At 44.2% G+C, this 25,354-nt stretch carries 6 protein-coding genes and 2 tRNA genes; 5 read left to right on the forward strand and 3 right to left on the reverse strand.

Features of this window, described 5'->3' with window-relative positions:
• Positions 1 to 166 precede the first annotated feature (166 nt).
• Complete coding sequence (locus tag C505_RS23380) at positions 167 to 18,067, forward strand: non-ribosomal peptide synthetase (protein WP_018690923.1); 17,901 nt, start codon at positions 167 to 169, stop codon at positions 18,065 to 18,067.
• On the forward strand, positions 18,054 to 19,424 hold the full coding sequence (locus C505_RS0101980; RefSeq protein ID WP_018690924.1) for an MFS transporter: 1,371 nt from the start codon (positions 18,054 to 18,056) through the stop codon (positions 19,422 to 19,424). Before C505_RS23380 ends, C505_RS0101980 begins: the two co-directional genes overlap by 14 nt.
• Before the next feature lie 63 nt (positions 19,425 to 19,487).
• Here the strand turns inward: C505_RS0101980 and C505_RS0101985 are convergent, their stop codons facing one another.
• Positions 19,488 to 21,542 (reverse strand): response regulator, encoded by a 2,055-nt coding sequence (locus tag C505_RS0101985; protein ID WP_018690925.1) that lies wholly within the window; start codon positions 21,540 to 21,542, stop codon positions 19,488 to 19,490.
• A gap of 454 nt (positions 21,543 to 21,996) precedes the next feature.
• Between C505_RS0101985 and C505_RS0101995 the strand changes: the two genes are divergently transcribed.
• Both C505_RS0101995 and C505_RS0102000 read left to right on the forward strand, forming a co-directional pair.
• Entirely contained in the window at positions 21,997 to 22,590 is a 594-nt protein-coding gene (locus tag C505_RS0101995; RefSeq protein WP_018690927.1) for a hypothetical protein, read from the forward strand.
• Positions 22,591 to 22,740: 150 nt separating this feature from the next.
• Positions 22,741 to 24,162: an FAD-binding oxidoreductase gene (locus C505_RS0102000; RefSeq protein ID WP_018690928.1), complete on the forward strand. Its 1,422-nt coding sequence runs from the start codon at positions 22,741 to 22,743 to the stop codon at positions 24,160 to 24,162.
• Positions 24,163 to 24,228: 66 nt separating this feature from the next.
• Here C505_RS0102000 and C505_RS0102005 read toward each other — a convergent pair.
• Both C505_RS0102005 and C505_RS0102010 read right to left on the reverse strand, forming a co-directional pair.
• Positions 24,229 to 24,304, reverse strand: a tRNA-Phe gene (locus C505_RS0102005).
• 8 nt (positions 24,305 to 24,312) lie between these two features.
• Positions 24,313 to 24,388 (reverse strand) — tRNA-Thr (locus C505_RS0102010).
• Between the two features lie 205 nt (positions 24,389 to 24,593).
• Here C505_RS0102010 and C505_RS0102015 point away from each other — a divergent pair.
• Entirely contained in the window at positions 24,594 to 25,322 is a 729-nt protein-coding gene (locus C505_RS0102015; protein WP_018690929.1) for a complement resistance protein TraT, read from the forward strand.
• Positions 25,323 to 25,354: the final 32 nt, after the last annotated feature.

Here is a 25,354-nt window from a genome sequence, read left to right on the forward strand (position 1 = left end):
GTCATTAATAAGGATTATTTAAATAACTATTTTGTACCTAATTTAATCAATATTTTTATAAAAATCAGCTATAAGTACCTTTTTGAAAAACAAATCTAAAAATCAGGTTACCTATTCTGCAAACATATTATGAAATGATTTTCAGAATTCAAAAAGGGCAGAACTCATGTTTAATCACCCAGCAACTGATGGCAACGTCTGTAAAATGGAAGTTCTTACCAATAAGGATGCTTGTCATCCCACTTGTGCTTCCTGCTCCCCACAAACGATTCAAGAAGCCTTCGAAATGCAGGCACAGCGCACACCTGATAAAGTTGCTGTTGTGTTTCAAGGTAATTTTCTCACTTATCAAGAGTTAAATGAGCGTGCGAGCCAACTCGCCAATACGATCCGGCAAAGTTACCACCAACAATATCACCAGCCGTTACAAGCAGACACATTAATCGGTTTATATGTCGAGCGCAGCTTAGACATGATCGTGAGCATCCTTGCTGTGTTGAAAGCAGGTTGTGCCTACGTTCCCATGTCGCCAGAATATCCTCAATCGAGGCTGCAATTTATCCTGGAAGATACGCAAACCCCGTTAATACTGTCACAAAAACACTTGCTTCAAAAAGTCGAGACAGTCACTCAATTACTTGTGGAGTCACCCGTTGTTTTGCTTGCCGATAGCGAAATAACAGATCAAGCATCACATTACCAACCCATGACTCCGACTCACGGAAACGATTTGTCCTACGTTATCTACACCTCAGGAACGACAGGAAATCCAAAAGGAGTGATGATCGAGCACCACACCGTATTGAACCTCATCAGAAGTCAAACGAAAGCCTATCAATTTGACCAGGAAGAAATCGCTCTCTGGCTACCAGAATATGTGTTTGATGCATCTGTTGAAGTGTTATTGATGACGTTACTCAATGGTGCAATGCTGCTTATACCAACCCAATCAGATATTCAATCTGTTGATGGTGTCAAAACGCTTATCAGTCAATTTCAAGTCACACACTTGGTCGCAACATCAAACTACCTCTCCCTGTTAGGAGAACTCGGTTCAACAGAACATGTTCGCCGTGTGATCACGGGTGGTGAAGCTTGCCGAGCAGAGCTAAAAGCATTTTGGAAAGAAAAGCTCATCAATGAATATGGCCCAACAGAAGCAACCGTTACTTCTATCGCAAGCCTTGATGTATACAAATTTGATACTGTGAACTGCATCGGTAAGCCTATCGATAATGCAACAGTATTCCTCCTCAATGAGCAACTGGAAGAAGTCGCTCCGGGTGAAGTAGGTGAAATTCATATTGGCGGTGCAGGTCTTGCTCGAGGTTATTTAAACCGTCCAGATCTGACAAAAGAAAAGTTTATCCAAAATCCGTTTACCACAGCAGAAGATGTCAAGAAAGGACAGACTCGCTTGTATAAAACGGGTGACTTGGCACGTTGGATGCCTGATGGCAATTTGGAATTCTTTGGCCGAAATGATCGCCAGGTAAAAATCCGTGGATTTCGAATTGAGCTTGCTGAAATCGAAACTGCGTTATGCACACTACCAAATATCCAACAAGCCGCTGTGATTGATATCGAACACAATGGCCATCAGTACTTAGCTGCCTATGTTGTCGCAACCCAAACATTAGACCGAAGTACCATCAAAATACAACTGGCAGAAAAGCTCCCTGCTTACATGGTCCCACAAAGCTTCACACTCATTGAAGCAATTCCACTCACTATCAATGGTAAATTGGATCGCGCAGCATTGCCTGAGCCTGAGAATACAAATAGTAGCGAATACGCTGTACCAACAAGCGCACTAGAAGAGCAATTGTGTCGCATTTGGGAAAATGTACTTGGCTTGCCAATGGTTGGCATTCACGATCACTTTTTCCAAATTGGTGGTGATTCAATCGTATGTATTCAGCTCGTCTCCAAACTGCGTCAAAATGGCTTCACCCTTCAAGTAAACACGATTTACGAAGCACCAACAGTTGCCAAACTCGCCGAAGTCATTTTGAACGATGCTGAGCAAGTTGCTATTCAAGCTGAACAAGGGATATTGGAAGGTGAATTCCGTCTTTTGCCAATTCAGCAAGCGTTTTTCGACAATCCAATGCAACAGATCCACTACTGGAATCAAGCCTTCATGCTGAAAGTTCCCGGTGATGTTTCCGTTGAACAGATTGAGGCAACGCTTCAAACGCTCACATTACAACATGATGTTTTACGCAGCCGTTTCGAAAAGAAAGAAGAAGGATATTGCCAGTACTATCTCAATGCTCATGACTGCACTCAACCTCAACTACAACAACTGGATATTCGCCATGCATCACAACAGGATATCCATGATACATTGACCGATTGGCAAAACCACTTCCATACTTTTGATGGGCCATTGTGGCAAGCCGGCCTACTCAAAGGCTACGACGATGGTTCAGCACGATTCTTTTTTGCTGCACACCACCTCATCATTGATTCTGTTTCCTGGCGGATCATTGCAGAAGATGTTCAGCAGTTACTTGAAGGAAAAACGCTCGAGAACAAAACAAGTAGCTATCGTCAATGGGTCGATGCAGTCCAAAAATACGGACAATCACATTTGGAAGAGATCCCTTACTGGCAAGCTGTCACACAAGGATCTCGTTCCATGCCAGACACAGCATCACCCACCCAGCAGACTGTCACACTTTCGAACTCATTAACACAATCCCTGCTTCATCAAGCCAACCAGGGCTATTACACAGAAATTAACGATATATTGCTCAGTGCACTTGCCATTGCACTTCAAGTAACATTTCAGAGCAATGTGAATCACATTACATTAGAAGCACATGGTCGAGAACCAATTGATTCGAGCTTAGATATTTCACATACCGTCGGCTGGTTTACAACCGCTTACCCGGTCAAACTGACGGCGAGCGAGCATGTTGAAGACACGATCATCGATACCAAAGAAATGCTTCGCACCATCCCAAACAAAGGGATTGGCTATGGCACACTTCACCAGCAAGGCAAGATTTGTGGAAGATTACCCATTGTGATCTTCAATTATCTAGGACAATTCGATAATCAAGGCGATAGTGCAGGCTTATGGTCACTGATCACTGACAATTGTGGTGAAATGGCAGCACCCGAGAACGTCGAGGATTATTTATTCAATATTCGTGGTGGGATAACCAATGGCCAGCTCAAGCTTGGGGTTATCTCTCAAGCTGAAGAAGGGCTCACAGCAATCTTTGCTCAATCCTTCGAAAAAGCCTTAGCAACCGTTATCCAACAGTGCGTAACCACAGCAAATATGGGCGGCTTTCACACACCCCATGATTTTCCCGTTGATCTCACAAAAGCACACCTCAAGCAGCTTCAAAATCATTATGACATTGAAGCTATTTTCCCAGCAAATAGCCTTCAACAAGGGTTTATTTACCACCATTTAAATCAGCCGAGAGACGATGCTTATTTAGTGCAACAACGCATTGATTACACACAAGCATTAGATATTCCTCGGTATCAGGAGGCTTGGGCTAGAGCATCAGAGCGTTTTCCTGCGCTTCGTACCGCATTCGAGTGGGATACTCTGGAGATGCTGCAAGTGATCACAAAAGGTCGCAGTATCTCGGACAAAAATTTTGAAGTGATTGACTTAAGCGCCTTATCTGAGGAAGCATTTGAGGCGGAAGTCACCGCAAGATTAGCTGCCGATCGCCAACACCAGTTTGACTTCCGTCAGCCAGGGTTCATTCGATTTATACTCATGAAGCAAAATGATCAACAATGGACTGTTTTAAAAACAGAGCATCACAGCACTGGCGATGGTTGGAGTGGCCCATTACTCCTTCAATCAGTGCATGATGACTATGACTCACTCGGAACTGGCTCAGACAAAATCGTAGAAGCAGAAACTGCTTATATTGCTACCCAAGCTTACCATGCTTCACAACAAGAAAAAGTCCAAGCTTACTGGCAGAAAGAAATGCAACGCTTTGCAAAAGCAAACGACATCAATCTGCTTCTATCTCAGCCTATCAATTTGAGCGATTCGGTCGTATCCGATGTGATCACCCATGAAATTCGCATTGATGGCCATGCGTATCAAGATCTCAAGCAAGCTTGTTTATTGCTGGGAGTCACTCTCAATGTTGCGCTGCAATTCGCCTGGCATAAAGTTTTGCAAACTTACACACAAGATGAACAAACCATTGTGGGCACCATTGTTTCTGGGCGAGATATTCCTGTCGATGGGATTAATGAAAGCGTTGGTCTATATATCAACACCTTGCCGCTTGCAATTGACTGGAAAGATCCAACCAGCACACAAGACATGCTCCAACAGATCCAGCAAACTATCTCTTCGCTCAACAGCTATAGCAGTGTATCCCTGAGCAATATTCAACCGGGTGGTGAGCGCTTATTCCACACGCTATTCGATTATGAAAATCAATCAGAATATCGAAGAGAAGGCCACAATCTACACAGCCAAGCACACTGCCACCCAACCATCGAAAAAGTCGATTACCCGCTATCAATCTTAGTCAGCGAACAGGCTAAACAAGACACACTTTGCATCACATTAAGTGCAGGCCAAGGTTGGATGAATGATATTCAAGCCGCACGACTTTTAGCTCAAATGAACCAAGTTCTACAATGTGTGATCAGTACGCCCGAAAAACCACATACGACGATAGAGCTGCTTAGCCACGAAGAAAAACACCAAATTTTGCAGTCTTGGAATGACACCACGTATGACTTTCACGACCAGGGAACAACCCATCGGGCATTCGAAGCTCAAGCAAAGTCAACACCGGATGCGATTGCTCTCGTGTTTAACAACCAAACAATGACCTATGAAGAACTCAACAGGCGAGCAAACCAACGCGCCTCAGCCCTTCAGATGGATTATCAGGAAATCCACGGCAAACCATTCCAACCGGAGAGTTTTGTCACGCTCTATCTCGATCGTGGATTTGAGATGGTGGTTAGTATCCTCGCTGTATTAAAAGCGGGTGGTGCCTATGTGCCAGTCTCACCAGATTACCCTGATTCTCGCCTGGAATACATGCTCAAAGATACACAACCTGTTTGTGTCATCACGCATCAGCATTATGCAGACCGATTCCAACACCATGACAGCCCACGACTATATGTTGAAGAAGAACAAGCAGCTTTACCTGAACCAATTGACTACGGCTGTGAACCCAATCATCTTGCTTATGTTATCTACACATCAGGTACAACTGGGCAACCAAAAGGAGTCATGGTCGAGCATCGTTCATTGATGAATCTGACGCAAAGTCATACTCGTTCCTTTGGGTTTGATGCACATGAAACCACACTTTGGGTCCCAGAATATGTATTTGACCCATCCATCGAGCTCCTCTTTTTGACCTTACTCAATGGCGCAACACTGATCATCCCTTCTCAGGAAGAAATGAAGTCACCAGAGACTATCCACCAGCTCATACAAGCCAATGAAGTCACCCACCTCGTTGGCACAGCCAACTACCTTACTCTGCTGGGCAAGCTTGATGAGCCGCATTCCATTCGCCGCGTGATCACAGGCGGTGAACCATGCAGCCAAACGCTCAAAGATAACTGGAAAGGAAAACTCATCAATGAGTATGGTCCAACAGAAACAACGGTTACACCAATCCGCTGCATGGACATCAGCTTCTACCCAGAGTCAGGCCGTATTGGTACACCGATCGATAATGTAAAAGCTTATGTACTCTCTCCAACACTTTCTTTGCAACCAGTCGGGGCTATGGGAGAGCTATACATTGGTGGTGCAGGGCTTGCACGTGGTTACTTAAACAGAACTGAGTTGACTGAAGAGAAGTTTATTCAAAATCCATTTGCCACTGCTGACGATCTCAAAAAAGGCCATACGCGTTTGTATAAAACTGGCGACTTGGTTCGCTGGCTTGTAGATGGTCAGTTGGAGTTTTTGGGTCGAAATGACGCGCAAGTCAAAATTCGTGGCTATCGTGTAGAACTAAGCGAAATCGAACAAACACTGACGCAATTTGATGAAATAAAACAAGCACTCGTCATCGCGTGTGACCATCATGGTCAAGTTCACCTAGCTGCTTACCTCGTCCCAAATGACCACACGATTGATTTAATAAAGGTTCAAAACACGCTCAACCTTGAGTTACCGAGTCATATGGTCCCAAGCGCATTTGTGCAAATCGATGAAATCCCACTGACCATCAACGGTAAAGTTGATACCAAAGCACTTCCTGCACCAGATTTTATCAATCAACAAGCTTACATCGCACCAACAACGCAAATTCAAAAGAGGCTCACTCAGGTTTGGCAAGAGATTCTTGGGATCGAGAAAGTCGGTATAGAAGATAATTTCTTCCGCATCGGGGGAAATTCTATCATGGCAATCAAGCTGGTTTCAGCATGCCGAAAAGCACTCAATATCGACTTGACGCTTGCACAGTTATTCGAATACAAAACAATTGCAGGGCTGGCGAAACACTTAAAGTTCGAAGTTCAAACACATATCCCGGTTTCCAGCCACCCTTACCCACCCCTTTCCTTTGCCCAAGAGCGTCTTCTGTTTTTGGAAAAGTTTGAACAAGGTTCAGATGCATACCACATTCCTTACCTAGCCGAGCTGAGCGATGGTATTGAAATTCAACACCTCGAAACGCTATTCAATCAAGTCATTGACTCTCATCCGGTATTAAAAACCGTTTATCGCCAGCATCAAGGCCTGGCGTATCAGCATATATTGAATCAACAGGTGCACATCCAGACACATGCCGTAACCGATATATCGATACTCAATGAGACCGTTGCCAAACATATTAAACAACCGTTTGATCTCGAAAATGAACCCAGTATCCGTCTTCATCACTATCAAGTAGAAGACAAAGCATACTTGCTCATCCTCTGGCATCATATCGGGTTTGATGGTTGGTCAGTTGACTTATTCTTCAGTGACCTTTCTCTCGCTTATCAAGGCAAGGAGATTGTAAATACGCAAGTACAGTATGCAGATTATGCTGTTTGGCAAAAAGAAATGCTTTCTGGTGAACATCAAGAAGAAATCCGCCATTACTGGCAGCAGCAACTCGCTGACTTGACATCACTCACATTGCCACAAGACTATCAACGGCCAAATCAACAAAGTTACGAAGGTAGAGACTTCAATCTGACTTTCAACTCAGAGTTATCGAATGCCCTTCGTCACTTGGCAGCCCAGCAAGAAACAACGCTCTACACCGTTTTACTGAGCGCATTCTACACCACGTTGTCATTGGTCAGTGGTCAAGATGATATCGTCATCGGGACGCCCTCGGATAACCGGGAGCATCCGGATACCCAGTCTATGGTTGGTTTCTTCGTCAACTCTCTCCCGCTTCGTGCACAAGTAGCGCATCAGCAAACAGTCACTGAGATGATCCAGCAAGTTCATCATGTGGTCACACAAGGGAAGCTGCATCAAGCACTCCCATTTGAAAAGCTGGTCCAAATGCTCAACATTGAACGCGATCCTTCAAGACATCCGGTTTATCAAGTGATGTTTGATTTGGAAAGCTTTGGGGGGCAAAATGATGACATCACATTGCCATTCGAAGCAAAGAATCTGTTAGTTCAGAACGACCTGTATACCCCAGCAAAATTCGACCTGAGCCTATCCGTATTCGATAATCAGGAAAACCTAAGTGCCAACTTCAACTTTGCGACCAGCCTGTTTAAAGTAGAAACCATTGCTCGACTTGCTAATGTCTATCAACGTGTATTGAAAGCCTTTGTTGAAAAAGCAACAACACCCATTGGCGAGATTGATATTCTCTCACCAGAAGAACGTCATACGCTGTTACATACTTGGAACGAAACCCAGGCGGATTATCCACAAGATAAAACGCTCCAGCAACGATTTGAAGAACAGGTTGAAATCACCCCAAATCACATCGCTGTCATTTTTGAAGATCAGCAAATGACGTATCGTGACTTAAACGAGCGTGCAAACCAGCTTGCCCATCAAATTCGTGAGACTTACCAAACGCAACACGGCCAGTCGTTGCAACCAGATACTTTAATTGCCCTTTATTTTGACCGTAGTATTGAAATGATTGTCAGCATCATGGCAGTACTCAAAGCTGGTGCCGCTTATGTTCCCGTCTCACCTGAGTACCCAGAGGCAAGAACAGGATTTATTCTGCAAGATACTCAAGTGCCATTGTTATTAACTCACTCATCACATACAGCTGTATTGGACAACTACTTAAGTGAAGCAGCACAGGCAACACAATTACTCCTTGTCGACCAAATCAGTTCTCGCAATATAGAAAACCCGACACCAATCAATACTGCAACCGATCTCGCTTACGTCATTTATACATCTGGCACGACCGGGCAACCAAAAGGGGTAATGATCGAGCATCGTTCCATTCATAATCTCATTCATCACAATCTTCAGGCGTATGCATTCCAACAGGACGAAGTAGTTGCACTGCTCACCAGCTATGTATTTGATACTTCTATTGAACAGATCGGTATGACACTCTTGAGTGGCGCGACACTCTTTGTGATTAGCGAATCACAGCGTCAATCCACAGATCTTTTGAAAGACCTGATTGATACCCATCAAGTCACTCACTTAGATGCAACAGCAAGCTTGTTACTCGCCGTTGACCTCAGCCAAAGTGACTCGATTCGTCGGATTGTTTCTGGGGGTGAAGCGACTCCGATGAAGCTATATGATGTATTCAAAGACAAGCTGATCAATGAATATGGTCCAACAGAAACCAGTGTTGCGAGTCACCAGTTCCTCTGTGCATCACTGGGTAAAGGAATCCAAACCATCCCCATTGGTAAAACAGTTTCCAACCTGACAAGCTACATTTTGGATACTCATGGACAGCCCGTTCCTGTTGGCACACCTGGCGAGCTTTATATCGGTGGTGTTGGGGTCGCACGCGGCTATCTCAACCGCCCTGAGTTAACCGAAGAACGGTTTATCGACAACCCATTCGACCAAAGTGAATCAAATCAACGCCTCTACAAAACTGGCGATCGTGTTCGTTGGTTACCGGATGGCAATATTGAATTCCTTGGTCGCAATGACTCTCAGGTAAAAATTCGTGGTTATCGGATTGAGCTGGGCGAAATTGAGAATACGCTCAATGCGTTCACATCCATCAAACAGGCAGTTGTGATTGATATCACACGCAACAACCAAAAATCCTTGGCTGCATATATTATCCCTACACAGCAAGGCAGTATTGATGTCGAGCATATTCGAGCAGCGCTCACAGAAAAACTACCCGAATACATGGTGCCGCAAAGCTATACACAAATTGAGCAAATCCCGCTCACGGTCAACGGTAAGCTTAACCGCGCAGCACTTCCGGAGCCTAACTTTTCCAACCAACAGTCTTATACTGCACCGCGCAATGCTATCGAGACGCAACTCTGCGAGATTTGGCAAAATATACTTGGCCTCGAACAAGTTGGCATTGAAGATAATTTCTTCCAGATCGGTGGGGATTCAATTATCAGTATTCAACTGGTCAATCAGCTCCGTCAGCACGGTTTTATGCTACAAGTCAAAGCGATATTTGAAGCGCCAACCATTGCGAAACTTGCAAAGTATTTGGAACAACAATCCGAAAGCATCCGAATCAACGCTGAGCAAGGTATTTTGAGCGGTATATTCGATTTACTGCCAATTCAACAATGGTTCTTTGAAGAGAACTTCAACCAGCCAAACCATTGGAACCAAGCGTTTATGGTGACATTGCCAGAAACGATCACTATGACATCCATTGAAAAAGCTTTGACCGATTTAGCTTTACATCATGACATGCTCCGTGTGCAGTTTGCTCAATCAGTTACAGGTTGGCAGCAAGTATACCGCTCAGATGTGCAAATTCCGGAACTAAAAACACAGAATGTTGTAGAGTTAGATAGCGATGAGGTTCAAACACTGCTCACAACATGGCAGCAAGATTTTGATTTGGAACATGGCCCACTTTGGCAGGCCGGTGTATTGACTGGGTTTGATGATCATATGCCAAGATTGTTTTTTGCAGCCCATCACCTGATCATTGATGCGGTCTCCTGGCGGATCATTGCAACAGACCTTCAAACACTGCTCCAAGGCCATTTACTCCCAGAAAAAACGAGTAGCTATCGCCAGTGGGTGAACACGGTGCAGCAATATTCAAACACCCATCAAGAAGAAGTTACGGTTTGGCAAAACATCTTAGCAGACATGCCTGCGCTTCCTGCCTTTGAGCAAGAGACGGCGGAGTACACACTAACCTTCTCTCCAATCTTTACCCAAGATTTATTACAAAAGGCAAACGCTGGGTATCACACCCAAATCAATGACCTGCTTTTAAGCGCATTGTCTATGGCAATGCATGACACGTTTGGTCAAACAACCCAAGTGATCACATTAGAAGGCCATGGTCGTGAAGAACTTGATGCAAGTATTGATGTCACTCGCACACTCGGTTGGTTTACGACGACTTACCCCGTCAAATTAAACACATTTGATTCGATTGAAGACACCATCATTCATACAAAAGAAACACTGCGCCAAATTCCGAATAAAGGCATTGGGTTTGGCACGTTCCAACAACGAGGTCAGCTGATTGACGGGCTTCCGCCAGTCACATTCAATTATCTGGGCCAATTAGATTCAACTCACGAAGAAGCGACATGGCAGATTGAAGCAAACTATTGTGGAACTTTATCAGACCCACGAAACCAGGAAGCCATGCTGATTAACTTCAATGGTGCAGTATTAGATGGTCAGTTGCAGTTTAAACTTTTATCCAGATTGAATGAAACAAATACCAAGACATTTCTACAAACATTTGAGACGGCATTACATGACATCGTTAAACATGCGATACAACAAGCCGCACAAGGCGGATTGAAGTCTCCAGCAGATTATCAAATTCCAAATTTAACACTGGAAAGATTGAGAAGCTTGGAAGAAAAGTACGATATCGAAGCACTGTATCCAGCAAATAGCCTTCAACAAGGATTTATATACCATGCACTCTCGCATCCTCAGGATGATGCTTATATGGTGCAAATGGTAATGGACTATAAAACCCCACTTGATCTAGATGCTTATCAAGAAGCATGGCGATTGGCGTCACTGCAATATCCAGCGCTGCGAACTGCATTTGACTGGGATGGTGATGTGCTGCAAGTGATCACGAAAGAAGCGAGCATTACCGCTTCCAACTTTACCTTGCATGACTTGCGTGAGCTAGATGCAGGTGAACGAGAAGCATACCTTCATAGTACGCAAGAAATTGAGCGTCAGCAGACGTTCGACCTACGTAAACCTGGCTTGATGCGTTTTGCTTTGCTCCAGCAATCTGAGCATCATGTGACAGTGATCCAATCAGAGCACCACAGTATTATGGACGGCTGGAGCGGTCCTGTGCTTCTGCAAACGGTTCATCGTTACTACAACCAACTTATTCATCAGCACACACCAACAGTCGATGTCGATCTAGCTTATTTTGAAGCGCAAGATCACGGGATTGCACAAGCACCACAGGCCAATGCATTCTGGCGACAAGAAAAGCAACAGTTTACCTCGGCAAACGACATCAATTTCATGCTGAGCAAGAAAATTGATCTCAATCACACCACAACGATTGCACAGCCAGAAGCTGCTACGTTCACGATCCAGCCAGAGATCACAAAAGGTATGAAGTCCTTGTGTCAGCGCCTTGGTGTCACCATGAATGTCCTGCTTCAATTTGCGTGGCATAAACTCATCCAAACCTATACCCAAGATGAGCAAACAATCGTTGGCACGACGGTTTCTGGCCGAGATTTACCTGTCGAAGACGTTTCAGGCAGTGTGGGGTTATATATCAACACGCTGCCTCTAGCTGTCCACTGGTCAGAAGATACAAGTATTGAGTCGACCTTAAAAGCGATCCAACTCAGTATTGCCAATCTCAATACTTACAGCAATGTGGCCTTAAGTGAATTGCAAACTCAAGGGGAACGTTTATTCCATACGCTGTTTGTTTACGAGAACTACCCGGATGTGAATCCTTCACAATCAAGTCACGATGCGATAGAAAATCACTTCAACATTCGCCATGCAGTTGAAAAAGGAAACTACCCACTCTCTTTGATGGCATTCGAGCAAGAATCAGACAGTCACAGTGATTTACATTTGAAGCTCAATTTCGGCGCAGACTGGTTGACATCAGAGGATGCCGCTGCATTACTCGCTCAGCTGGAAATGCTCCTTAATCAAGTGACTGAAAGTACAGAAAGAAGCCATCATTCACTCTCCTTGGTTACCCCAGAGATGGCTCAGAGAATTACCCAGTGGAATCAAACCCAAGCACCTTTTGCCTCCATGCAAACCCTACACGGACTGTTCGAAGAACAAGCGAAGAAAACACCAGATGACACAGCCCTTGTCTTTGAAGGTGAGCCACTGAGTTATCAAGCATTAAATGACCGAGCAGACCGACTGGCTCGCAAAATTCAGGCGCAGTATGGAGATGACATGCGTGCAGATTGTCTCATCGCATTATATCTCGACCGTAGCTTAGAGATGGTGATCAGTATGCTCGCTGTGATGAAAGCGGGCGCTGCATATTTGCCTATCTCACCAGAGTATCCGCAAGCAAGAACCCGGTTTATTTTAGAAGATACCCAAGCAACCATGATCTTGACGCAGCCCAAGCATCAAAAGACGCTACAAAGTTGCCTCGCTTCGAATAAAAACCAGCCCATTCTCCTTGATGTCACACGGTCTTTTGATGGATCCGATTTACCTGAGCTTCAATCCATCTCAGGTCCACACGATTTGGCATACGTCATTTACACCTCAGGCACAACGGGCCAACCCAAAGGGGTGATGATCGAACACCGCAACGCTGCATTCTTGATGAACGCACAACATCAAAACTTCTATGTTTCAAAGTGCCAAAGCGCACTCAGTTTTGCTGCTTATGTTTTTGATGCCAGTGTCTCCGAGATATTCGTCGCCCTGACGCATGGACTGACTGTCTATGTCTGTAGCGAACAGGAACGCAAAGATCCACAGGCGGTATCTGCGCTCATTGAACAACATCAAGTCGAGCTTGCAACGATACCACCAGCACTATTAACCCTGCTTGAGCCTGCTTCACTACAAAGCCTCAAGGTACTCGTCAGTGCAGGTGAAGCAGCTTCCGATGAGATCCTTCGTCAATTCAGCCACGAAAACTGTCAGGTCATTAATGCTTACGGCCCAACGGAAGGCACTGTCTGCGCAACAACCCATGACTATCAGCCAGGTGATATATCAACCAATATCGGAGGTCCTATTTCGAATGCACAAGTTTATGTATTGAACAAAGAACACCAGCAAGTACCCATTGGCGCACAAGGTGAACTGTATATTGGCGGTGCTGGGTTGGCTCGGGGTTATCTCAATCGCCCTGAGTTGACTCAAGAAAGGTTCATTCAACATCCACTCGCAAGAGAAGATGATAAAGCACGTTTATATCAAACAGGCGATCAGGTTCGTTGGTTACCGACCGGCGAGCTGGAATTTCTTGGTCGAAATGACGATCAAATCAAAATCCGCGGTTACCGTGTAGAGCTTGGCGAAATTGAACAAGTACTCTTACAAATGGATGCCATCAAACAAACACATGTCAGCGCGCCACGTCATCAAGGAGAGGTTCACCTTGTTGCCTATCTGGTCGCTGAAAACTCACCTCTTGATGTTGCATCGATGCAGGAAGTACTCACAAACAACCTGCCAAGTCATATGGTGCCAAGTGCCTTCATGGAGATTGACCACCTTCCAATGACGATTAACGGAAAGGTCGACACCAAAGCATTGCCTGCACCAGAGTTTGTGCAACAACAGTCCTATGTTGCACCGCGCACAGAGATAGAGCGCACCCTTTGCGAGACGTGGCAGACGGTGCTCGGTATAGAAAAAGTCGGGGTAGAAGATAACTTCTTCCGCTTAGGTGGCAACTCCATTATTGCAATTAAACTGATCTCAGCATGCCGAAAAGCGCTCGATGTAGAGATGCCACTGGCATTACTCTTTGATCACAAAACCGTCGCAGGCATGGCCAAACACCTCAGCCATACAAAGCAAATCCTGATCCCAACAGTGGAGCACAACTACCCTCCGCTGTCATTTGCTCAGGAGCGTTTACTGTTTATCGAACGATTCGAACATGGCTCCGATGCTTACCATATTCCATATCTGGCGAAGTTAGATGAAGGTGTCTCAGCCCAACTAATCCAAGATGCCTTAAACCAAGTCATCGATCATCACCCTGTTTTAAAAACGGTATATCGTCAACATGATGGTATGGATTATCAACATATTCTGGATGAGTCCATTGAGATCAGTCAGGTGATGGTCACTGATGAAGCAGGGCTGTACGAAGCGGTTCAATCAAATATCGCAACACCTTTTGATTTGCAACATGAAGCCAGCATACGAGTCACACAATACGCATTGCCAAACAGCGAAGCTTATTTGTTGATACTCTGGCATCACATCGCATTCGATGGCTGGTCTGTTGAGCGGTTTATGGATGATTTATCGATTGCCTATCAAGGGTTCGCAACGAACAGTTCTACTGTCCTTTCTGAGCAATCCATTCAATACACGGATTATGCAGCTTGGCAACGCGACTACCTTTCTGGCCGTTACCTGTCTGAACTCAAAGGGTTCTGGCAAGATACGCTATCAGGATTTGAAACGCTCAACCTGCCGACTGACTTTACACGTCCTGCGCAACAAGACCATCGCGGTCAAGAGTTTGAGTTTGACCTTGAGCCAGCATTATCTGCTAAATTACGCCAGCTGGCCGAGCAACAGGAAACAACCCTGTTTACCTTGTTGCTGAGTGGCTTCTACACCACGCTTGCGTTGTGCGCCGACCAAGCCGATATTGTCATCGGGACGCCTTCCGATAACCGGGATCATTCGCAGACACAAAATATGGTGGGTTTCTTTGTCAATACCCTACCCCTGCGTGCTCAAGTTGATCGTCAAATGAAATTGTCCGATTTTGTCACGCACGTACATAGCGTTGTCACAGGGGCGAAAGTACATCAGTCTTTACCATTCGAAAAACTCGTGAGCTTGATGAATGTCGAACGTGACCCTTCTCGGCATCCGATCTTCCAGGTAATGTTTGATATGGAAAGTTTTGGTGGGGAAACACAAACAACCTCAATGCTGCCATTTACCCCGAGTAATTTGCTGGCAGAGAAAGCCTTGTTTACCCCGGCAAAAGTCGACTTAAGTTTGTCCGTTTTTGATAATGACACACACCTGATGGCAAGCTTTAACTTTGCACAAAGCATATTTAAACCAGAAACTATTGAACGAATGGCAAATATCTACACACGTGTGATGCAAGGATTTGCAGATGATATTTCTCAACGTGTTCATCACATTGATGTCTTATCAGAATCTGAAAGGCATGAGCTGTTGTACACTTGGAACCAAACCGAGGCGCCCGCTTCTTTGGAACAAACATTCGTTCAATTATTCGAAGCACAAGTTGCAGCAACACCTGAGCAAATCGCATTGGTTGTCGAAGACCAACAGCTCACGTATCAAGCGCTCAACGAGAAAGCCAATCAATTGGCCCATCATATCCGTGATAAATACCAATCTCACTTTGGACAAATACTCCAACCAGATACATTGATTGCTTTATTTTTGGAACGCCATGTCAACATGATAGTCAGCCTGCTTGCTGTCCAAAAAGCGGGAGCGGCTTATGTGCCAGTTTCACCCGATTATCCAAAAGCACGTACTCAGTTTATTTTGGAAGATACGCAAGCTGCGTTTGTACTCACAGAAGATAAGTTTTTCGAGGCCACATCAGAGCTATTATCTGAAATAGACTGTCCTGCACAGTTGATGCTGGTTGATCACGTTCCGCCCACAACCGAAACCCAGAATCCAGAACTCATCAGCCAGCCTGCCGATCTGGCTTATGTGATTTACACGTCTGGGACAACTGGAAAGCCAAAAGGTGTGATGATTGAGCAAGGTGTGTTTGCGTCATTTATTCAAAATGTTCGCACGCAGTTTTCATCCGAGCACTTATCAACGCTCAGTCTTACCCATTACACATTTGATATTTTTGGCGTTGAATATGCGGCACCACTCACATCAGGTGGCCGTATGATTTTATCATCACTGGATCGCGTTGATGCCGATTTGAGTGCACATCGTGAAAATATCAACATGCTTCAACAAACGCCGTCGATGTGGCAGGCATTCTTTGCAGCAACCCAGCCTTGTGACTTAAAACATATTGAAGTGCTGGTTGGTGGTGAAAGCGGCTCACCATCCATGTTTGCGCAACTTCACCGAAACTTTAAGCAGGTCTATCATGGCTATGGACCAACTGAGGCTTGTGTTTGGAGTGCATTTGCTCGATTTTCTCCAGGCCGAGAAAAAGTGATTGGTAAAGCACTACCGGGCGAGCAAGTCTATGTGTTGAACCAAGATCTCAAGCCAGTTCCAACAGGTGTCACAGGTGAGCTTTATATCGGCGGTATCGGTTTAGCACGGGGCTATTTAAACCGAGAAGAGTTGACACAGGAGCGATTTGTTCAGGTTCGCATCACAGACTCGCTCGATACACGTTTATACAAAACAGGCGATAAAGTCAGGTGGCTTGAAGATGGTACGCTTGAGTTTTTAGGGCGCAATGATTTTCAGGTAAAAATCCGCGGTCACCGTATCGAAACAGGCGAAATCGAATCAGCGCTCGACCAGTATGACGCGATATCACAACCGATTGTCATTGCTAAACAGCACGAAGGCCAAACCTTCCTTGCTGCCTACGCAGTCTGTGAAGGTCAAGATCCGGTTGATGTCGATCACTTAAAAAGCCATCTGCTTAGTCAGCTGCCTGAGTATATGCTGCCCGCAAGTTTTAACTTCATGGACCGGATGCCAATGAATGCCAGCGGTAAAATTGACCGTCAGGCACTGCCAATACCCACATTTGCCAGTACCGAAGCATTTGTTGCCCCCCGCAATGAATTGGAAGAGAAACTGTGTACGATTTGGCAGACTGTTCTTGGTGCTGAACGTGTTGGCGTGCATGACAACTTCTTCAACCTTGGCGGTGATTCTATTTCAACAATTAAAGTCACTCGCCTGTGCCAAGAAGCTGGATTGCGTTTAACCTCACAAATGCTCTTTAAGTATCAAACCATTGCGCAACTGGTCGCACAATTACGGCCGAGCAACTTGATGGATATCTCAGCGCTGTCTGATACCCAAGTTGTCGAGTTTGTACTGGATGCGCAAGGATTTGAACCACTGCATACCATCAACCCGTCAAGAGAAAACGGTGTGTTTATGATCCCCGCGGGTGGCTGGGGAATGGATACCTATCAAAAGCTTCTGGCCCAATTGGATAACACACACACCATCCATGTAATGGAAAACATCAAGCTATTCGCCGGACGAGAAATGCCGCTCAATATCCTTGTCGATTACTATTTTGAGGTCATCAAGCGCCAACAATCACAAGGGCCGTATACCATTGGTGGTTATTGTGAAGGAGCGATGGTCTCGCTTGAAGTTGCCAAACGTCTTCGCGCAATGGGAGAAATTGTTGAGGAACTTTTCCTGATCGATCCGATGACCTTGAACCTCGATCAACACATCATGGCTCAAGTGCGCATTGATGTGGTTGAAGGGCAATTTACCGACAAAGAAAAAGAGATCATCGACCTCTTCTTCTCACTCGCAGACTATGGTCACCAGATGAGCCAATATGACGGCAAAGTCACCTTCTTTGAGACCGATACCGTCAGAAAAGAAGGTTTACCCACAGAGGAGTTAGCATTTTTGAATGACTATATCGATATCGAAAAGCTGTATTTCGATGCATTCGCAATGAAGCACAATGGATATGCCAAGCGTTTAACACAAGCTCAATATATCAAGTTGGACATCGAGCATGACTTGATCATGGATCATGATGCATCCCTCGATATCATTGCCCAAATCATGGCACAGCACTTACGTGGTGAGGAGCAGCAACGTGAAGTCGTTTAAATTTTCAAAAGGGATGATAACGTTCATCCCGCTACTGATTGCAACTTTGGTGTCCATGCTGGGCACCATGATGACTGACTTTGCCTTGGGACAATGGGTATTTAATGAAACCAAATCGGCAACCAGCTATGGCTTGATAGGATTTGCGACACTCGCACCACAATTGCTCCTTGCACCCTTGATTGGAATGCTGATCGATCGCTATCCCCGAGCACTGTTGATGATTATCGGTCATGCAGGTGCAGGCGTCTGTACTTTGCTTTTACTATTTCTATTTCACAATGAAATTTTGGCGGTATGGATGATTGTGTTACTCGCAGGTGTTGCTTCGTTCTTTAATGGACTGATGAACCAAACCCTGACCGTCCTCACTCCAGCCATTGTTGAAGAAGAACACCTGGTTCGTGTGCAAGGATTGATACAAGGTGGATTCGGAATTATCGAAATTCTGGTACCTGCGATTGCCGCATTTGCAGTTGTGACGATTGGTATGCAAGGTGTCTTCTTGTTTGATATTGTCAGCTTTGTCGCAGCAATTGCCATCATTTGTGTTTTCTTAAAACGAGTGAATGCGTGTGATGGCCGAGCAAAACCATCAGAGGAGGCGCACCAGCCATTCCTTCAAAACCTCACTTTTGGTTTCCGGTATATCTGGCAGCATCAACACCTATTCCAGTTTTTATTATTTATGTCCATCATTTATTTTAGTGTCGGGATCATCTACGTTCTCTTTACACCGCTCGTGCTCAGTTTTTCCGATGTCGTCAGTCTTGGAAAAGTACTCACAGCTGCTGGGATCGGAACCTTAATTGGGAGTGCCATTCTCGCATTATGGAAAGGACCACAAAGTAAGCTTCACAGTATTTATGGCAGCTTATTCGTGATTGGTTTTTTGATGATAGGTTCAACCGTAATTTTTCAAAATATTGATTACACCATTCCGTTACTTTCGGGCATTATCATGTTTCTGGCTGCGGCATATGTCATCACCACCAGCTGTGATCAGGTGATCTGGCAGACGGTCATACCAAAACATATTCAAGGTAGAGTACTTGGTGTACAAACTGTATTATCACAATCAGCTTTGCCAGTCGCTTTTTTGATCGCAGGCCCATTGGCTGATCACGTATTCGAACCCATGCTGTCAGCTCAAGGTGCCCTCGCATCCACTGTCGGTGAATTTATTGGCGTTGGTCCTGGTCGCGGTATTGTATTCTTCTACGCTATCGTCGGTGTCCTCATCATTTTCACAATCCTCGGGTTCCGTCCATTCTTGAATTCGAAGAAATTACAGGTGGGGTCCATGGATGAAAAACCAATTGAATCATCCGAAATTCAAATGACAGATCCTAAATAATGCAGGAAGGTTGGGGTGGAGTTTATTTCCACCCAACAATCACTATGTTTGACGAGTATAGCGTTATGCCATCTCCTCCACCTGATCTCCCTGAAGCACCGTTTCGATATATTGAAATGTATCCAATTTAAAAGGTTTTTCGATAAAAGTATCGAATCCCACCTGTTCACAACGGTGTTTATTCTTATCTGACCCGTCTGCTGTCAGTGCAAAAATCGGTGTTCGTTTTCGTTGATGTTCTGATTCAAACGCGCGGATTTTCTCCACTAGTTCATACCCATTCATTTTGGGCATATAGCAATCAATGATTAATGCATCAACATCGTGTTGGTGATATTTTTCCAACCCTTGAACGCCATCTTGGGCCAAAATCACTGTCCAGCCAAAGTGCTGACAAAACATTTCAAAGATATGCCGATTGATCCAGGAGTCCTCTACATAAAGTAGTCGGATCGTTTTCGATTGCAGTGGTCGATGTTGTATTTCCTTCACCGACTCTTCCAACATTGTGGGTAACGTAAATGAAAATTCAAACTGAGAACCAAAACCCACTTGAGATTGGACGATCTCCAAACAACCACCCAGCGCAGTACTTATCTTCTTCGCAATGGTTAACCCAGTCCCCAAACCTGCATAAGCTTTATTTTCCGGTGCCTCTCCAATATGAAAAGATTGATAGATGGACTCCTTTTCCTTCTCGTGGATCCCTGCCCCAGAATCCGTGACTCGGATCCGGACATCAACTTCGGTCACTCGATGCTCAATCCAAGCATCCGCGTGGACATATCCACTGGATGTAAACTTAAAAGCATTATCCAACAAATTATCGACAACCTGACTGATCCGTATCCAGTCTCCACTGACATAGGTGGGTTCTTCTGGCTCTTCCGAATGAAGTCGCGCACAATAAATTAATTGCCCTGATTTTTTCTCGTAGGAGTTCAGTAGTAGCTGAAGCGAGTCCACAAGTTGAAATGCAAATGGGTTGAGTGTGATTTCATACTGAATATCCTGAATCGATGCGAGTAAGTCAGAAACAGTCACGGAGAGCTCATTCGAGTAACTCTTGGAAATATCCAATGCACGAAATGTCTTTTTTAATTCTGACCGGATCTGCAAGAGTGTCTGATGTTGTTCAAAGTCTTTCCCTGCATTCATCGACATCACATCATTCAATACCTGCATTAAATACTGTTCGATCAGACCAACACTGGACACAACTCCAACGAGTGGGTTCCGCATTTCATGTGTAATATTCGCAACAAAAATATCCTTTCGTTCGTTGGCACGATCGGCACATTCCCGTGCTTGTCTGGCAATTCTGACTTGCGTTTCTAATTCTTTTGTTCTGATTTTTAAAGAGCGGTTTGCGGCATTGATTTCGTTGGTTTGATGGTAAATCCGAAAAGCCGCTCTTCTTAATACTGAAAAAACCTTTGAAAATTCATCTTTCTCTTGGTGTACTGGATTCATCCAGTTCATTTTTCCGCGTTCGAACGCTTGTACATTTTTCAAAATAACAGCCAATGTTTGCGAAAAAGACTGATACAAGGCAATACAGAACGGCGCACAAAATAAAATACCGATCAAAAACAGAATCGAGGCGTGTTGCAGTGCTTCATGATGACGATAAGCGGCATCAGAAATAAAAAACTGAAGAGAGCCAAGCTTTTCAGGTAAACCGATCTTTGCACTTCCACCAACAATATGCTCCGCGTCTTGTGGCAATAGTGTTCGATATTCAATGTCAATGTCATGAAGGTTTGCAGCCGCTTCAGAATCTACATGCAAAGGCAAAAAGCCAGCCCGGACAAAAATATCACCATCACGGTCATAAACAACAACATAATCCACTGAAGTCGTGTCAACGAGCTGATTCAAAATCACTGAAAGTTCGTCTTTCAGACCATGGTGCATAAGTTGTGCTGCTGCGACTTCCATCATGCTGTTAACGATAAGTTTGGCTTCTGCTGTCCGAGCTTCGATGATATCTTTTGAATGTTCGTAAGAAAGGGTCATTGAGAAGGTGTAATACACAAAACACGGCAGCAAAAACATCAATATCAGACGACTACGGATTGTAAGTCGTTGTAAAACAGAAACAAGCCAGCGGATCATCAAATAACCTCATGCATTCTCAGATGCTTACATTCCTTCATGTTGTTCATTTTTATTGGAACAACCATATCTGGCAGAAATTCGATTTTTATCATAATCATGCTCCCAAGCAAAGAAAATAAAACAACTTTTTGATTCATTTGGAAAGTGATTCAAGTAGAAAAGATAAGAAAAACTAAGAAAAGCATTAACACCGACAAGAATTCCATTATAATTCTGAAAAATAGAATAAAACCTTTCATTGAAAAAACAACGCAATACACGCCCAAGCATTGGAACAATTTGTATTTATCAGCCTCTAATTGAAGGTCTGTTGACCTTTCGGAAAGCCATGCTGTTACCGATGTAAGATCAAAAGACCCTAGCTTTCTGTGATTTCATTGTGAAAGACATGGCTATCCAAATAGCTTGCACTCTGTGTCGTTGATTATATGAAATATGATTGGATAAATGAATGAAAAACACAGCGGAAAATATTGATTCTATCAGCAAGTTACATGAAGAATACCAAGCATCACCCACTTTCGATGTGACGGATATTCATGCCGGGTTTTCAAAGCGATTTAATGAAATGATCGACTTGTCCAACATCGATGTCCCCTTGGGAAATGGCCGAGCAGCCTACCTCCATAAACTTTGGGGCTACTCCAAACCGTCAATTGGAGACTGGATCAATAAAAATAAGCCACCAAAAGATACGAATTTGGTCAAGATCGTTACTTTTTTCTTAAACCACATTCCAACAAAATATGACATTCTTCCAGAACGAGTCGTGTCATGGCTGAAATTTGGACCATCTGTCTGCCCAAACCCATTTGATAAAGCGATGGACAGTGATCCAATTGAGCAAAAAGTCATCCCACTGGCGATGGAAGTGATCGCAACGGAAACCAAGCGGCTTGAGATCCGGCCTTCAAGCTATGATTTGGATCAGGTCCTGTCCTACGCCACAAAAATTTTGGCAGACTTTGAGGTCTATGATATGGATAGCATCATGGAAGCCCACCGAAAAGTGATCCGCGCGAAGATCCAACAGTCAGCTCATTAATGGGCTGACTCGTATATAGCCTCCCTAGTCGTTACTCCATTTCCGTACCAATCACGCCTTTTTCATCCATACTAGCGTTTATTGATGTCTTGGTGATCCTCATAATCCCATGTATTCTTGATGAAAGCATTCATTTCATGTTGTTTTCAAATGAAAATACCTTATATCAGCATCATACTTTTTCTTCTCAGCAACACCTATTTTGCTGTCGCTGAAACCTGGAACGATGTGAGTCGACTCAATCAAACAAAAGTCGCAAAAATTGTTGAAGCCAAAACAGAGTCCGACTTATTACTCGCCATTGAATATGCCAGACAGCACAAAAAGCAAATTTCGATTTCTGGCACGCAACATAGTCAGGGAGGACACATCGCAACTCTTGATGGCGTTGTTCTGGATATGCGTTCATTCAATCAAATCATGAATATCTCAGCCAAAGACAAAACCATTCAGGTTCAAAGTGGAGTCACTTGGGATCATATCCAAAAAGTCATCAATCCGCTAGGACTATCAGTCAAGGTCATGCAATCTTCAAATATTTTCTCCATTGGCGGCTCCATCAGTGCAAATGTCCATGGTCGAGATCCCAGTTATGGTCCGCTGGTTGATACCATCCTTTCTCTCAAAGTCCTGCTCAGCGATGGTCGGATCCTTCAGGCGAGTCGTACAACAAACTCAGAACTCTTTCGCGCAATCATTGGGGGCTATGGTGCACTTGGGATCATTCTGGAAGCGAAGATTGCACTCACTGATAATGTACTCTTGAAAAAAACTGTTCACGCTGTGAAATACGATGAATATTGGCAGCAGCTCAAACAAGATTTAGCCAAAGGGCTGAGTTTACACTTTGGTCGATGTTCTTTTGTTCAGGGTAAGCACTTCTTAGATGACTGCTTCCAGATCAATTACACTGTCGCAGATGCAAAACGATATACAAATCCACTCCATCAAGAGTCACATATTCAGCGAAATCGGACATTTTTTCACTTCTCAAGACAAAGTAACCTTGGTAAACATCTGCGTTGGTCACTTCAGAAATCGATTATCGATCCGGCTGGCAAAACTTCGTTTATTTCCAGGAATAATGCAATGCGCCCTCCAATCCAGTTTCTTGCTTATAACAGTCTAAAAGATACAGATATTTTGCAAGAATACTTTGTACCCGTTGAGGCATTCGCATCATACCTTGATGATATGCGAACAATTTTGAGGCACCACCACGTCAATCTGCTGAGTATGACCATTCGTTATGTCAAAGCAGACGAAGTGACATTATTGCCTTATGCAACCAAAGAGATGCTGGCCATAGTCATTTATGTGAATCAAAGCCTGGATAAAACCGCTATAGATACTGCACGTCAATGGACACAACAGCTGGTTCAAAGTGCATTGAAACATCAAGGGACCTATTACCTGACATATCAACGTTACCCAACTTTATCTCAATTTTACCAAGCCTACCCACAGTGGCAGCAATGGAAAAAAATGAAAGAAAAATACGATCCGAGTGGGTTATGGATGAACCAGTTTTATCAGCACTATTTTAGTGTGCCTGTGAAATCAGAAAAGTAAATCATTTGAAAAGAATAACGTGTAGAAAGCAAAAAGCCGCTCGAAGGAGCGGCTTTTTAGAATTTGTGGTGCCCAGAGGCGGAATCGAACCACCGACACGAGGATTTTCAATCCTCTGCTCTACCGACTGAGCTATCTGGGCTTCGTCAATGGTGCCGACTATCCGAGTCGAACGGATGACCTACTGATTACAAGTCAGTTGCTCTACCAGCTGAGCTAAGTCGGCGCCGTGTTGACGGAGCGCATAATATGAATTTTGCTGACCTAGTGCAAGCATTTTTTATCAGAAAATGTTTGAGTGCTGATTTTACAATCGATTTGAACGAATTTTATGAAATACACTCTAAAAACGAGAATACATTTTGTTCTTCGCACTTCTGGCATATAATTTCGAACTGTCCAAGCCGCAGAAAAAGTAATGAGGCAAATCTATGTTAAATATAAGGCGTACACTTCCAGCGCTGATTATTGGGCTTACTTTCGTTCAGGGCTGTTCCGCTTTACATACGGCAGTTGATAAAAGAGAACTGGATGTTCAGACAAAAATGTCAAAGAGTATTTTCTTAGACCCTGTCCGCCCGGAATTAAGAACTGTCTTCGTCCAAATCAGAAATACATCTGACAAGCCAGGCATTCGTGTCCGCCAACAAGTCATCGAATCGGTTCAATCCCAAGGGTATCGAATCACAGATAATCCTGAAGAAGCTTACTACTGGCTTCAAGCAAATATTCTCAAAATTGGTAAAACCGATTTGAGAGACTCTGAAGATAGTGTTTCTCGAGGGTTTGGTGGTGCGATTGCTGGTGGTGCGATTGGTTCACAAGTGGGTGATGGTAAAGGTCAGGTGGCAGCGGCTGTTGTTGGGGCAGCAATTGGTGTAATGACTGATGCTATGGTGGATGACACATTGTACACAATGATCACAGATATTCAGATCTCTGAAAAAGCAAAAAATGGTGTCATCGTTACACAAGACAGCCAGGCAGATTTGAATGTTGGGACGACGAACACCGTAAAACAATATTCAACAGAAAAAACAGACCGAAAAAAATATCAAACAAGGATAGTGTCGACTGCAAATCAAGCAAATCTGGAGTATCAAGATGCTGAACCATTACTGATCAAAGGGTTGATCCAGTCAATTGGTGGGATTTTATAATCCAGTCCTGATTCTTCTTTCTTGGAAGTAAA

The organism is Algicola sagamiensis DSM 14643, from assembly GCF_000374485.1.
GTDB lineage: Bacteria > Pseudomonadota > Gammaproteobacteria > Enterobacterales > Alteromonadaceae > Algicola > Algicola sagamiensis.